Source organism: Candidatus Brevundimonas phytovorans (assembly GCA_029203145.1).
GTDB lineage: Bacteria > Pseudomonadota > Alphaproteobacteria > Caulobacterales > Caulobacteraceae > Brevundimonas > Brevundimonas phytovorans.
Genome location: CP119309.1, coordinates 798,760 through 812,066, shown reverse-complemented (window position 1 = coordinate 812,066; position 13,307 = coordinate 798,760). Strand labels below are relative to the sequence as shown.

The window sequence follows — 13,307 nt, the reverse complement described above, 5'->3', positions numbered from 1 at the left end:
CGAAACCACCTCTTCCGTCATCCCGGGGCCGCGCAGCGGAACCCGGGACCCAGGCGTCGGCTCTGATCCAGCCCTGTTCGAGTTTGAAGCCAAGGTCTGGGTCCCGGATCGGCCTGACGGCCGTCCGGGATGACAGCAGGGTTAGTCGACGGCTTTCACCACGGCCAGAACCGCGCCGTCCACCACCTGATCGCCGACGGCGACGTTGAACTCGGCCACGACGCCGTCGAAGGGCGCGGTCAGGGCGTGCTCCATCTTCATGGCTTCGAGAACGACGATGGGCTGACCCTTGGTGACGGCGTCCCCGGCCTTGGCGGGGGCGGCGACGATCTTGCCGGGCATGGGGGCGCGCAGGCCGCCGTCGGAGGTGGAGCCGCCAGCAGCAGCTGTCAGACGAGGAAGGAACTCGAATACATCGCCTTCCTCAAAGACCACGACGCGGCCGTCGCCCGTTTCAGCCATCGCGACCTGTTCACCGTTGATGAAGACAAAAGCAGGCGAGCCCAGCGCCTGGAAAGTTCCATCGTCGGTGCGAAGATCAAAGGTGGAATGACGCGCCGCGCCACCGTGAACGCCGAGCAACTCACCCTGCACACGCTCGCCGTCGTGATAGAGCGTAACCCCAGTCTTGGCTGAGGCGTTCATACGGAACGCGAACAGGCCGTCGTTCCAAGGCGGAGCTGCAGTGTAATCGAAGACGGCTTCGTCAGCGCGGATTCCGACTGCGGCAAGTGCAGCCGCGATACTTAGCGAAGAAGGCTTCGCAGCGATCAGCAACGCCTCCTCCGCCCCAATGAAGCCCGTGTCCACGTCGCCCTCGACGAAGCGCGGGTGGTCGAGGCAGCGGGCCAGGAAGCCGGCGTTGGTGCGGACGGGCCAGACCTCGACTTCGCGGCAGGCGTCGGCCAAGCGGGCGGCGGCGGCTTCGCGGGTGGCCTCGTGGACGATCAGCTTGGCGATCATGGGATCGTAGAACTGGCTGACCTCGCCGCCCTGCTCCACGCCGGTATCGACGCGAATATCGTCAGGCAGGACGAAGTGATCCAGTTTGCCGATGGAGGGCAGGAAGCCGTGGGCGGGGTCCTCAGCGTAGAGGCGGGCCTCCATGGCCCAGCCCTTCATCGGGATATCGGCCTGCGCCAGCGGAATGGGTTCCCCCGCCGCGACACGCAGTTGCCATTCGACCAGATCGACGCCGGTAATGGATTCCGTCACCGGGTGTTCGACCTGCAGGCGTGTGTTCATCTCCATGAACCAGATGCGGTCGGCCTTCAGCCCGTCGGAGGCGTCGGCGATGAACTCGATGGTGCCCGCGCCCTGATAGTTCACGGCTTTCGCCGCCCGTACCGCAGCCTCGGTCACCGCTGCCCGCGTTGGGCCGTCCATGCCCGGCGCCGGGGCCTCTTCGATCACCTTCTGGTGGCGGCGTTGCAGCGAGCAGTCGCGCTCGTGCAGGTGGACGACATTGCCGTGGCTGTCGCCAAAGACCTGCACCTCGATGTGGCGCGGACGGGTGATGTAGCTCTCGATCAGGACGCGCGGATCGCCGAAGGAGGACTGGCCCTCGCGTTGGGCCGAAGCCAGACCATCGGCGAAGTCTTCAGCCCGGTCGACCTTCTTCATGCCCTTGCCGCCGCCGCCGGCGACCGCCTTGATCAGGACGGGATAACCGATGCGCGCCGCCTCGGCCGTCAGGGTTTCGAGCGACTGGTCCTCGCCCTGATAGCCGGGGGTGACGGGCACGCCCGCCTCGATCATCAGCTTCTTGGCCGCGTCCTTCAGGCCCATGGCGCGGATCGAGGACGGCTGCGGACCGATCCACACGATGCCCGCCGCCGTGACCGCCTCGGCGAAGTCGGCGTTCTCGGACAGGAAGCCGTAGCCGGGGTGGATGGCCTCCGCCCCGGTCGCCTTGGCCGCCGCCAGCACCTTGGCCGCATCCAGATAGGATTCGCGCGCCGCCGCCGGGCCGATCAGCACCGCCTCGTCCGCCTCGCGCACATGCAGGGCGGCGGCGTCAGCCTCGGAATAGACGGCGATGGTGCGCAGGCCCATGCGGCGGGCGGTGCGGAAGACGCGGCAGGCGATCTCGCCGCGATTGGCGACCAGGACGGACTTGAACATGGCGGTCTTGAACTCTGCCTCTGCGAGATAACCGGCGGTCTGCCCCATCTTGCTCCTCCCTGTTCGCAAAGCGAATGGGGAGGTGGCGCGGCGCCGAAGGCGACGTGACGGAGGGGGCGACTCCACGGCTGACGTTAGCGTCGCCCCCTCCACCACTTCGTGGTCCCCCTCCCCACGCGTGGGGAGGAAAGTAGTCTTACTGCGCCCAGCTCGGCGCGCGCTTGGCGAGGAAGGCGCGGACGCCCTCCTGGCCTTCTTCCGAGACGCGGGCGCGAGCGATGCGCTTGGCGGTCTCTTCCAGCAGACGGTTGTCGATGGCCTCGCCCGCCAGGTCGTTCACCAGACGCTTGGCCTCGCCCATGGCGCCGGGCGCGCAGGTGGTCAGGCTGTCGGTCAGCATGGAGATGAACTCGTCCATCGAGCCTTCCGGCAGGACCATGTCGATCAGGCCCGCGTGGGCCGCATAGTCAGCGTCAAAGGTGTTGGCGGTCAGGAACAGCTGGCGGGCGCGACGGGCGCCGACGGCTTCGATGACATAGGGGGCGATGGTCGCGGGGATGAGGCCCAGCTTGACCTCGGAGAAGGCGAAGCGCGCACCCTCGACCGCCACGGCCATGTCGCAGGCGGCGACGATGCCCGCCCCGCCGCCCATGGCCGAGCCCTCGACCAGAGCCACCGTCAGCGCCGGCACGTCGTGCAGGGCCTTGAGCATTTTCGCCAGACCCATGGCGTCGTCGCGGTTGTCGCTCTCGGACCAGCCGGCGGCGTCGGCCATCCAGTTCAGGTCGGCGCCGGCGCTGAAGGTCCCGCCCGCGCCGCGGATGAAGACCACCCGCACCCGGTCGGCGCCCTGCAGGGTCTCGAAGGCCTCGAACAGGGCCGCAATGGTGGCGGCGTCGAAGGCGTTCTTCTTCTGCGGCCGGTTGATGGTGATGAAGACCACGCCCGACGGCAGGGCGTCGATCTGCACCAGATCATTGTCGGCGTCCGGCGCCGGATCGGCGACGAAGGGATGGGCGATGGCGTTGATCTCGGCGGCCTCGGCGTCGGTGACGTCCAGGGCGTTCAGGTCGGCTTCGGTGGGTTGGTCGGTCATGGTCGGCTCCTTCGCCGAAGTGAAACGCGGCAGCAGGGCTTTGGTCCTTGCTGCGGATCAAAGTTGAGCTTTCGCCGCTTACATCCGGAACACGCCGAAGCGCGTCTCGGGGATGGGGGCGTTGAGGCTGGCGCTGATGGCCAGGCCGAGGACGTCGCGGGTCTGGACCGGGTCGATGACGCCGTCGTCCCACAGGCGGGCGGTGGCGTAGTAGGGGTTGCCCTCATCCTCGTACTTCTGACGGATCGGGGCCTTGAAGGCCTCGGCTTCGTCGGCGCTCCAAGTGTCAGCGTCGCGGTGAACCGTGGCCAGGACCGAGGCCGCCTGCTCGCCGCCCATCACCGAAATGCGGCTGTTGGGCCAGGTGAAGAGGAAGCGCGGCGAATAGGCCCGGCCGCACATGCCGTAGTTGCCGGCGCCGAAGCTGCCGCCGATCAGGACGGTGAACTTGGGCACCTCGGCCGAGGCGACCGCTGTCACCAGCTTGGCGCCGTGCTTGGCGATGCCCTCGGCCTCATACTTGCCGCCGACCATGAAGCCCGAGATGTTCTGCAAGAAGAGCAGCGGGATCTTGCGCTTGCAGGCCAGTTCGATGAAGTGCGCGCCCTTCTGGGCGCTCTCCGAGAACAGGACGCCGTTGTTGGCCAGGATGGCGACCGGATAGCCCCAGATACGGGCGAAGCCGCAGACCAGGGTCGTGCCGTACAGGGCCTTGAACTCGTCGAAGTCCGAGCCGTCGACGATGCGGGCGATGACCTCGCGCACATCATAGGGGGCGCGCACGTCGTCGGGGATGATGCCGTAAAGCTCTTGCGGGTCCAGGGCCGGGGCGCGCGGCTCGCGCACGTCCAGCGGCACATCCTTGACCGTGTTCAGGTTGGCGACGATGGAGCGGACGATCTCCAGCGCGTGTTCATCGTTCTCGGCCACATGGTCGACCACGCCGGACTTGCGACCGTGGGTTTCGGCGCCGCCCAGTTCCTCGGCCGAGATGACCTCGCCGGTGGCGGCCTTCACCAGCGGCGGACCGGCCAGGAAGATGGTGCCCTGGTTGCGCACGATCACCGTCTCGTCGGACATGGCGGGCACATAGGCGCCCCCCGCCGTGCACGAGCCCATGACGCAGGCGATCTGCGGGATCGACTTGGCCGACATCCGCGCCTGGTTGAAGAAGATGCGACCGAAGTGGTCGCGGTCGGGGAAGACCTCGGCCTGGTGCGGCAGGTTGGCCCCGCCCGAATCGACCAGATAGACGCAGGGCAGATTGTTCTGCTCGGCGATTTCCTGCGCCCGCAGGTGCTTCTTCACCGTCATGGGGAAGTAGGCGCCGCCCTTCACCGTGGGGTCGTTGGCGACGATCATGACCTCGCGGCCCGAGACCCGGCCGACGCCGCAGATCATGCCCGCGCCGGGGGCTTCATCCCGATACATCCCGTTGGCGGCCAACTGGCCGACTTCGAGGAAGGGCGAGCCGGGGTCCAGCAGGCGCTCAACTCGGTCGCGCGGCAAGAGCTTGCCCCGCGCCACATGGCGGTCACGGCTGGCGTCGGACCCGCCGCGCGCGGCCTTGGCCACCTTTTCATAAAGCGCGTCCCGCAGGGCGCGATTGTGCGCATCCAGCGTTTTGAAAGCAGGACTGTTGCGATCGACGGCGGAAATCAGCTTGGGCATGCCCAAGGTTTAGGAGGCTTCCGCGTCCGGGGGAAGCGTCCGCTTTCCTGTCGCACAGATTCCGGCCTAAACCATGCCGCATGGCTGCTGAACGTCACGACACGCCGCCCGACACGCTGGAGGCCGCCCTCGCGCGCGTCTTCGAGGGCACCAGGAACACCCGCGCCAGCTGGTTCGCCCTGACGCGGGGCGAGCGGCTGTTCTCGGCGGGTGATCCCGCCGACACCCTCTATCTGCTGCGCGCCGGGCGACTGGGCGTGTTTCGCGAGGACAACGGGCGCGGGCCTCAGTTCGTCGGCGTCATCAAGCCCGGCGATCCGGTCGGCGAGATGGCCATGCTGGCGGGCACGACCCACATGGCCAATGTCGTGGCCCTGCGCGACAGCGACGTGGTCGCCCTGCCCCGCGACGCCTTCTTCGAGGCCGCCCGCGCCGAGCCGTCGCTGATGGCGGAACTGGGTCAGGTCATGCTGACCCGCGCCCGCGACCGCAACTCGACCGGCGCAGACGCCAGCGTCTTCGGCTTCATCTCCGCCCGCGCCCAGCCGATTCGCAGCTTCGTCGAGCGCGTCGCCCGCGCGGTCGAGGCCCAGGGCTTCACCTGCCGCATCATCGACCACACGGCCCTGTCGTCCGCCGCCGAATGGTTCTCGGGCGTCGAGGACGCCCACGACTATGTTCTCTACATCGCCGAATCCGACGAGCCCGGCTGGGCTTCGCTGTGCGCCCGTCAGGTAGACCGGGTCTTCGTGGTGGGCGACGCCGACCGGGCGCCGCATCCGCCCTTCCCTCCGCCGCAGGTCGAGGACGAAGCCCATCCGCTGACCGATCTGATCCTGCTGCGCCCCGCCCATATGGGACGCCCGACCCGGACCCGCGCCTGGCTGGAGGCCTTCAAGCCCGGTCGCTGGTTCCACGCGGTCGAGGGCCTGTTCGACGACACCGCGCGGATCGCCCGCGTCGTCACCGGTTCGGCGGTCGGGGTGGTGCTGTCCGGCGGCGGGGCCAGGGCCTATGCCCACATCGGGGCGCTGAGAGCCCTGCGCGAAGCCGGAATGCCGATCGACTTCATCGGCGGTTCGTCCATGGGGGCCGTCATCGCCGCGGGGCCTGGCCTGGGCTGGTCGGACGAGGAACTGGACGAGCGCATCCGCAAGGCCTTCGTCGTTTCCGACCCCCTGTCGGACATCGCCTTCCCCATCATCGCCATGACCCACGCCCGCAAGGTCCAGCGCCTGATGCAGGACGCCTATGGCGACGTGGCCATCGAAGACATGCCCCTGCCCTTCTTCGCCGTCTCGACCAATCTGACCTCGGGCAAGGTCGAGGTGCATCGCGAGGGCATGCTGCGTCACGCCCTGCGCGCCTCCATCTCCATTCCCGGCGTCATGCCGCCCGTGGTGATGAATGGTCAGGTGCTGGTGGACGGCGCGGTGCTGCGCAACTTCCCCAGCGAGGTCATGCGGCGGCTGACCTATGGACCCGTGGTCGGCGTGGACGTGTCCCAGACCCGCGGCGTCGATGCCAAGGCGCTGGAAGACCCGCCGTCCTGGTGGCGCTGGATCGCCTCAGGGGCGTGGAAGAAGGGTCCGCCCATCGTGTCGATTCTGATGCGCGCGGCCACCCTGACGACCGAGGCCGAACTGAAGCAGGCGCGGGCCGACACCGACCTGCTGATCCTGCCCCGGCCGGAGGGCGTCGATATTCGTGACTGGAAGGCCTACGAGCCCGCCGTGGCGTCAGGCTATGCCGCCGCCCAGGCTGCGCTGACGACGCTGACATGCCCGGTCGAGCACCTGCACCGCCACCGCGTCAGCGCCTTTGCGCCACGAGAAACAGACGAGGAAATGGTAGAAGAGTCGCCCCGTCCTGACGTCTCGGAAACGCCGCCGACAATGGCGCGCTGAGGGCGATCAGGAAGGCGTCGCGCAAGGCCGGGTCGCCCGCCAGCGCCGTCAGATAGGGCCGCAGCGCCGTGCCCTTCATCCATTCCAGCACCGCGTTGTCGCCCGCCAGCACGTGCAGATAGGTCGTGGACCAGAGGTCGATGTCGTCGCAAAGCGGGGCCAGGGCTTCGTAATAGGCCTCGGCCGGCAGGAGGGGCGCGATCGTGCCCACGCCGCTCAGGACCGAGGCCCAAGGCCCCTGGGCCGCCGTCTCGCGCATGATCGTATGGTGGCGCGTCTCCCACGCCATCGGCATCTGCACCGCCAGCAGACCGCCGGGCGCCAGAGCCCCGGCCAGATGCGCGAACAGGGCCGCATGGTCGGGCAGCCATTGCAACGAGGCGTTGGCCAGAATCAGGTCGGCGGGGCGCTCCGGCGTCCAGGTTGCGATGTCTCCGAGCGACCAGTCGACATCGGTGGACAGGGCGCGGGCCTGATACAGCATGGCTGCGCTGGCGTCCAGGCCATGCACGGCGGCGTGCGGATGACGGCGCTTCAGCAGGGCCGCGTGCTGACCGGTTCCACAGCCCAGGTCCCAGATCTCTGCGGGGGCGAAATCCTCGGGCAGACGCACCAGAAGATCGAGCGCGGCGCGGTCGCGCTGGGCTTCAAACCGATTGTACTGGCAGGGATCCCACAAGGGGGAAGCGTCGCTCATGTCGTCACCACTCCAGATCGCCAAAAGCGATTCGCTGGGGTGATGGTACCGCCTCTCAGGCTTGAACTGAGGACCTCCGGTTCCACAAACCGGCGCTCTAACCAACTGAGCTAAGGCGGCGCGATCAACGCGAGGCCGGTTCTCTAGCGGGCCTCGCCCCGGTCAGCAATACGCATTTGAAGGAAATTCACTTTATCCCCCGTCAGTTCCAGCCGCGGCTGGCGATATACTGCTGCAAGGCGGTGATCCGGGTCTGATCCGACGGGTGGGTCGAGGCGAATTCGGGGGTGCCCGACTGACGCTGCTGCGCCATCAACCGCCAAAGCGCGATGGATTCCGAGGGCTTGTAGCCGGCAGCGACGACGTAATCGACGCCGAGACGGTCGGCCTCCAGCTCATGATTGCGCGAGAAGGGCAGCAGCAGTCCCAGTTGCGCGCCCAGTCCGCCGATGGCGCCCACGGCCTGAGAATAGTCCCCTGCCCGGCCCTGAACCGCCCCCAGCACCAGACCCGTGGTCGACTGGGTCGAATAGCGTTCAGCGGCGTGGCGGGCGACGACGTGGCCGACCTCGTGGCCGAGCACCGTGGCCAGTTGATCGTCATTCTGCACCAGCTTCAGCAGGCCCGTGGTCACGCCGATCTGGCCCGACGGCAGGACAAAGGCGTTGGGGCTGGCGTCATCGAAGACGGCGTAATCCCAGGTCCGCCCGGCCAGCCCCGCCGCCTGAACCACGCGGCCGCCGACGCGGCGCACGCGCTCATTCTGGGCGGCGTTGGTCGAGACCTTTTGCGACTTCAGCGTCTCGGCCCAGGCGGCGTTCGACTGCTGAATCAGGGCGCTGTCATCCACGATCAGAAACTGATTGCGGCCCAGGCTCTCATTATAGGCGCAGGCGCCCACGCCGAGGCACAGGGCCGTTGCGGCGGCGATAATGGCGGCGGGTTTCTTCACGGCGTTTCCTCCGGTTTCGCGCACCAGAATGCGCAGGCTTCAACCGAAGCGCCACCCTTGGCTCAGGGCCTGGCCCAAAGAAAAACGCCCCGGAGTTTCCTCCGGGGCGTTCAACTTGATCTCGTGAGAGATCTTTAGTCCAGACGGAAGCGGGTCGTGAACTCGACGCGGGCGCCGACGGCGGCGCCGTCAACAGTCCGCGGCGCCAGACGACCCGAACGGGCCGCCCGAAGAACCGCTTGGCCGAAGCCGGCGCCGGCCGGATCTTCGTCCACCACGCGGCAGTCCGACAGACTGCCGTTAGGCGCAACGGCGCAGTTCACCTTGGCCGAACCGGTTTCGATACCGCGCGATTGGGCGCGTTCCGGGAACTCGGGTTGGACCTGGCGAGACCAGCTCGGGTTGGTGATGACCGAAGGTTTCGGCGGAGCGATAGGAGCCGGCGGAGGCGGAGGCCCAGGAATGATCTGGGGCGGGCCCGTGTATTCCTGACGGTCTTCCTTCTTCGTCGGTTCGATGGCCACAGTCACCGGAGGCGGAGGCGCCTGGGTGTTGATCTGCGGTTCACGCACCTGAAGCTTCGGCGGCGGAGGGGTGTCCGGCGGGGGCGGCGGCGGCGGCGGCGGCGGAGGCGGCGGAGGCGGAACCTCCATCAGCTCGACGTCGACGGCCTCGTCCTCGTAGGTCATTTCCTTCAGCACGAACTTGTTGTGATACAAGTACAGGCCCGCCAGGCCGTGAACGATCACCGACATGGTGATGCCCACGATGGCGCCGGTCGAAAGCTTCTTCTTCTTCTTCGGCGGATCCAGGATCGGATCGCGGTGGACGTGAGGTTCAGCTGTCATGCTATGCGCCCCGCCCCCTTACGAGTTGTCTTCGCCAACCAGGGCGACGCTGTAGAAACCATTGTCCTGGAGGGCGTTCATGACCTGCATGAAGTCGCCGTACCGGGTCTGTTGGTCTGCACGAATGAAAATACGCTCTTCCGAAGGGTTCCTGCGCCCGATCTGCACCCGCAGGTCATCGCCCAGAGAACCAGGAGAAGACTTGAGGTCGCCGATCCACACGTCGCCATCGTTCTGGATGGAGATGAAGACCGGCGTCGGCGGATTCTTACCCGGAGGCGCAACGGCGCGAGGCAGTTTCACCGGCACCGACACGGTGGCGAGCGGAGCCGCCACCATGAAGATGATGAGGAGAACGAGCATGATGTCCACGAAGGGTGTGACATTGATCTCGGCATTCGCCTCGACGGTGTACTTGCCGCCGCCGGAACCGGAAAGTTTGGCGGCCATCCGTCTTACGCTCCCTTGTCGAGCTGACGCGAGATGGCGTTGATCAGTTCAGCGTTGAAGCCGTCCGAGCGCGTGCCGTAGTTCGAGATGCGCGTGTTGAAGTAGTTGTAGAAGATAACGGCCGGGATAGCGGCGAACAGGCCGATACCGGTAGCCAGCAGGGCTTCAGCAATACCCGGAGCAACGACGGCCAGGTTGGTCGTGTTGGACTCGGCGATGCCGATGAAGGAGTTCATGATGCCGTAAACGGTGCCGAACAGACCGACGAACGGACCGGTCGAACCGACCGAAGCCAGGAACTGCTGGCCGCCCGAAAGGCGCTTGGGCAGACCCGATTGCACGGCGGCGACGGCGGTTTGCGCACGCAGCAGAGCCGAGTCGCGGTGATCGCCGGTCACTTGCAGACCTGCTTGACGCGACAGTTCGATTTCTTCGGTGGCGGCAGCGGCCATGTCGGCCAGCGGGTTGCCGTCAAACTCTTCCGAGGTCGAAACGCGACGCATGTCAGCGATGGTGCGAGCGCCGCGGAAGGCTTCCAGGAAGCGGTCGGTGGCTTTGTTCAGGGCGCCGAACTCGAGCAGCTTGATCAGCAGCAGGGTCCACGAGAAGACCGAGGCCAGCAGCAGGCCGATCATGACGACCTTAACGACGGCCGTGGCTTCCAGGAACATGGAGACCGGGGTGATGCCGCCGCCGCCATGACCGCCGCTGACCGAGTCAGCAACCGTCGAGGGGTCAGCAGCGGGAGCGGCGTCTGCGGCGGGAGCAGCAGCATCGGCAGCCGGAGCGGCGGTCGAGGCAGCGGCTGCCGGGGCAGCGGCCGGGGTTGCGGCGTCTTGCGCCAGAACCGGCGAGCTCGCCATCAGGACGGCAGCGCCGGCCATTGCGAGGAGGATATTCGTCTTCTTGCTATCGAGCATTGTTCGCCAGTTCCTGCTTTGGTCTGACACGTGGAACCCAAGACACGGACCGCGTCAGTCGGCCGTCCCTATAATGAAATTTCGCCACCGTCCGGATCGAGCCCGACGAGTGGACCACCCTCCTGCCACGATCGTTCGAAAACAACCGTCGCCGCCAAGGTCCTGGACACAATATCCCGGTAGCCCCGACCTGCAAGCAGGAATGCGGTTAAGACCCTTTGGCGAACGCCTATCTTAGCGTCAAGTGCGCAAAGTTTCTTTTCCCCTTCGCACCGGCGGCAATCGGGAAGTTCGGCAAAATATTTGCGGTTTTTGTAATGAAGGCGACACGAAAACGTCGCATCACGCCATGTTACGGGAATGCAATTCCCAAGGCGGAATTTAGGCCATTTTACGGCGCAACTTTCCCCGGTCGGCGAAGAAGCTGAGTTTTAAGAGGAAGTGGTGCCTGGAGGCGGGTTCGAACCACCGACACGCGGATTTTCAATCCGCTGCTCTACCAGCTGAGCTATCCAGGCGCCGCGACGTCGTCGCGAGAGGCGGGTCTATAGGCGAGGCCGGCGGGGCTGTCCAGACGCCAATTCACTCAATTCAGCGATCTTTTTCATCTTCCGCTGCTTCGTCCGTCGGAACGGCGTAGCCGCCGGTGAACCAGCGCTGCAGGTCAACGTCGGCGCACCGCTTCGAGCAGAAGGGCTTGTAGGCCGGGTCCGGCTTCTGACGCCGGCAGATGGGACAGAGCGACATTATCAGGCCTCTTCTATTCTAAGTGCGCCGACAGCCATCGACGCGTCGGCCTGGCCCCCGGCTCTCGGCCCCAGCGCCTCGATGAATGGCGCGGCGCGAGCGACGACGTCCGGCGCGCCGCGCACGATCAGGCGCGGGGTGGCGGAATCGGACAGCAGGGCCAGGCGCAGCTGACGCACCATATCCAGGGCGCGGGTCTCAAGCGTGGGGCGGCCGCCGGCCTCCAGCAGCCGCTCGTCCAGCGGCGTCCGTCGCCAAGGCAGGGAGACCTGCATCAGGCCGAACCGGCTCAAGGGACCGAACGCGGCCTGGGGTTCAGCCGAGAAGGCGGCGCGCACGCCCTTCATCAGCGTGTCGCCGTGCAGGCCGACGCCGATCAGGTCGATCACCACCAGTCCGCCCCATCCCTTCAGGGTCAGCAGGCGCGCCGCGTGCGACAACCCGGCGCGGTTCGCCGCCTCTCGACCCTTGCGGGAATCGCGGCCCGGCGCGGGCGCGTGATCGATATCGACGGCGATCAGGGCGCGGGTGCGCTGGATCATCAGGTCCAGACCGCTGGCGGGATCGACGATAGAGGCCGACAACCCATCCTCCTCGGCCTCCAGGGAGGCTCGAATGGCGGCTGCGCCCGTCTGAGGCGGGACGCCCGGCGCAAGTACGGCCAGAATCGCCGCCACATCCGGTCCCGGCGCCAGCAGGCGCGGCTCGCCCGACGCCTCGCCCAGACGGCGCAACACCGGCCCCTTGCGCTCGCGCGGTTCAGCCGTGACCTCGACCTCGATCTTGGCCCCCTCCCCCGGCCTGTCATTCTGCCCCAGCGGCAGGAAGCCGAAAGGCTCGCCCCCGCCCAGATCGACGAAGGCGCCGCGCAGCCCCGGTTCGAGCCGCGCGACACGCCCGACGCAACGCGCGCCCAGCCGATCGCTCGGCCGGTCGCTGTCACGCTGGATAATCAGATGGGTGAAGAGGCCGTCGCGGGCGATGACGCCGCGGGTCTCGCCCGGCGTCTGATCGAGGAAGACCTCGATATCGGCCATGTCAGGCGGTCCTGGGCCGCCAGCCGGCGCCCCGAAGCAGATTGGCCGCCTCATAGAGGGGCAGACCCATGACCGCCGGATGGCTGCCGACAATCCGACGCACGAAAGCGGCGGCCGCGCCCTGGATGCCGTATCCGCCCGCCTTGCCGCGCCACTCGCCCGAGGCGACGTAGATAGCGATCTCTTCGGGCGACAGGGTCTTGAACGAGACGCGAGTGTCGACGACGCGGCAGGTCGCCTCGCCGTCGGCGATCACGACGACGCCGGTGAAGACGCGGTGATTGCGGCCCGACAGCAGTTCGAGGAAGCGTTTGGCCTCGGCCTCGTCCGCCGGCTTTTCCAGCAGGCGGCGGCCCAGGGCGACGACCGTGTCGGCAGCCAGGACGATGGCGTCGGGCGAACGCGCCGCCACGACCTCGGCCTTGCCGCGCGCCAGGCGCTCGGCCAGACGCGCCGGGGTCTCGCCCTTCAGCGGGGTCTCGTCGATGTCGGCGGGATCAACATGATCGGGAACCACCCCGATCTGCGCCAGCAGCTCAATGCGGCGCGGGCTCGACGAGGCCAAAATCAGCCTCGGAGCCGAAAGGTCAGGACGCGACACGCGCGTCCTTACTTGAAGCGATAGGTGATGCGGCCCTTGGTCAGGTCGTAGGGCGTCATTTCAACCAGCACCTTGTCGCCCGCCAGGACGCGGATGCGGTTCTTGCGCATCTTGCCGGCGGTGTGGGCGATGATCTCGTGGTCGTTTTCCAGCGTCACGCGGAAGGTGGCGTTCGGCAGCAGTTCGCTGACGGTGCCGGGGAACTCGAGAAGCTCTTCCTTGGCCATGCGGTCTCTCTCACCCGAAAAACAGCTTAA

Annotated in this window: 13 protein-coding genes and 2 tRNA genes; 1 reads left to right on the top strand and 14 read right to left on the bottom strand. The window is 67.1% G+C overall.

Features of this window, described 5'->3' with window-relative positions:
• Positions 1-141: 141 nt before the first annotated feature.
• The 3 genes from P0Y52_03855 to P0Y52_03845 form a co-directional block, all read right to left on the bottom strand.
• Positions 142-2,124 carry a biotin carboxylase N-terminal domain-containing protein gene (locus P0Y52_03855; GenBank protein WEK59441.1) on the bottom strand — a complete coding sequence of 661 codons (1,983 nt, stop codon included), beginning with the start codon at positions 2,122-2,124 and terminating at the stop codon, positions 142-144.
• Between the two features lie 196 nt (positions 2,125-2,320).
• Positions 2,321-3,220: an enoyl-CoA hydratase-related protein gene (locus P0Y52_03850; GenBank protein ID WEK58676.1), complete on the bottom strand. Its 900-nt coding sequence runs from the start codon at positions 3,218-3,220 to the stop codon at positions 2,321-2,323.
• Between the two features lie 78 nt (positions 3,221-3,298).
• Positions 3,299-4,891, bottom strand: a complete 1,593-nt coding sequence (locus tag P0Y52_03845; protein ID WEK58675.1) for a carboxyl transferase domain-containing protein — start codon at positions 4,889-4,891, stop codon at positions 3,299-3,301.
• An 80-nt stretch (positions 4,892-4,971) separates the two neighbouring features.
• On the opposite strand from P0Y52_03845, the gene P0Y52_03840 reads away from it, so the two are divergent.
• Entirely contained in the window at positions 4,972-6,798 is a 1,827-nt protein-coding gene (locus P0Y52_03840) for a patatin-like phospholipase family protein (GenBank protein WEK58674.1), read from the top strand.
• On the opposite strand, the gene P0Y52_03835 is transcribed toward P0Y52_03840, so the two are convergent.
• The 11 genes from P0Y52_03835 to infA all read right to left on the bottom strand — a co-directional run bounded on the left by P0Y52_03835 (position 6,704) and on the right by infA (position 13,277).
• Positions 6,704-7,495 (bottom strand): methyltransferase domain-containing protein, encoded by a 792-nt coding sequence (locus tag P0Y52_03835; GenBank protein WEK58673.1) that lies wholly within the window; start codon positions 7,493-7,495, stop codon positions 6,704-6,706. The two genes, P0Y52_03840 and P0Y52_03835, sit on opposite strands and share 95 nt — an antisense overlap.
• Positions 7,496-7,538: 43 nt before the next feature.
• Positions 7,539-7,615, bottom strand: a tRNA-His gene (locus tag P0Y52_03830).
• Between the two features lie 82 nt (positions 7,616-7,697).
• The gene (locus tag P0Y52_03825) at positions 7,698-8,447 is read right to left on the bottom strand and encodes a M48 family metallopeptidase (GenBank protein WEK58672.1); all 750 of its coding nucleotides are present in this window, start codon (positions 8,445-8,447) and stop codon (positions 7,698-7,700) included.
• Between the two features lie 134 nt (positions 8,448-8,581).
• A complete protein-coding gene (locus P0Y52_03820) occupies positions 8,582-9,295 on the bottom strand; it encodes an energy transducer TonB (protein WEK58671.1) in 714 nt (237 codons plus the stop codon).
• A gap of 18 nt (positions 9,296-9,313) precedes the next feature.
• A complete protein-coding gene (locus P0Y52_03815; protein WEK58670.1) occupies positions 9,314-9,745 on the bottom strand; it encodes a biopolymer transporter ExbD in 432 nt (143 codons plus the stop codon).
• A 5-nt stretch (positions 9,746-9,750) separates the two neighbouring features.
• Positions 9,751-10,665, bottom strand: coding sequence for a MotA/TolQ/ExbB proton channel family protein (locus tag P0Y52_03810; protein WEK58669.1), 915 nt, complete (start codon positions 10,663-10,665; stop codon positions 9,751-9,753).
• Between the two features lie 442 nt (positions 10,666-11,107).
• A tRNA-Phe gene (locus tag P0Y52_03805) sits at positions 11,108-11,183 on the bottom strand.
• A 73-nt stretch (positions 11,184-11,256) separates the two neighbouring features.
• Positions 11,257-11,415 (bottom strand): DNA gyrase inhibitor YacG, encoded by a 159-nt coding sequence (yacG, locus tag P0Y52_03800; GenBank protein ID WEK59440.1) that lies wholly within the window; start codon positions 11,413-11,415, stop codon positions 11,257-11,259.
• Positions 11,415-12,449 (bottom strand): ribonuclease E/G, encoded by a 1,035-nt coding sequence (locus P0Y52_03795; GenBank protein WEK58668.1) that lies wholly within the window; start codon positions 12,447-12,449, stop codon positions 11,415-11,417. The genes yacG and P0Y52_03795 overlap by 1 nt, the downstream gene beginning before the upstream one ends.
• 1 nt (position 12,450) lies before the next feature.
• Positions 12,451-13,014, bottom strand: a complete 564-nt coding sequence (locus P0Y52_03790) for a Maf family protein (GenBank protein WEK58667.1) — start codon at positions 13,012-13,014, stop codon at positions 12,451-12,453.
• A gap of 44 nt (positions 13,015-13,058) precedes the next feature.
• Complete coding sequence (gene infA, locus P0Y52_03785; GenBank protein WEK58666.1) at positions 13,059-13,277, bottom strand: translation initiation factor IF-1; 219 nt, start codon at positions 13,275-13,277, stop codon at positions 13,059-13,061.
• Positions 13,278-13,307: the final 30 nt, after the last annotated feature.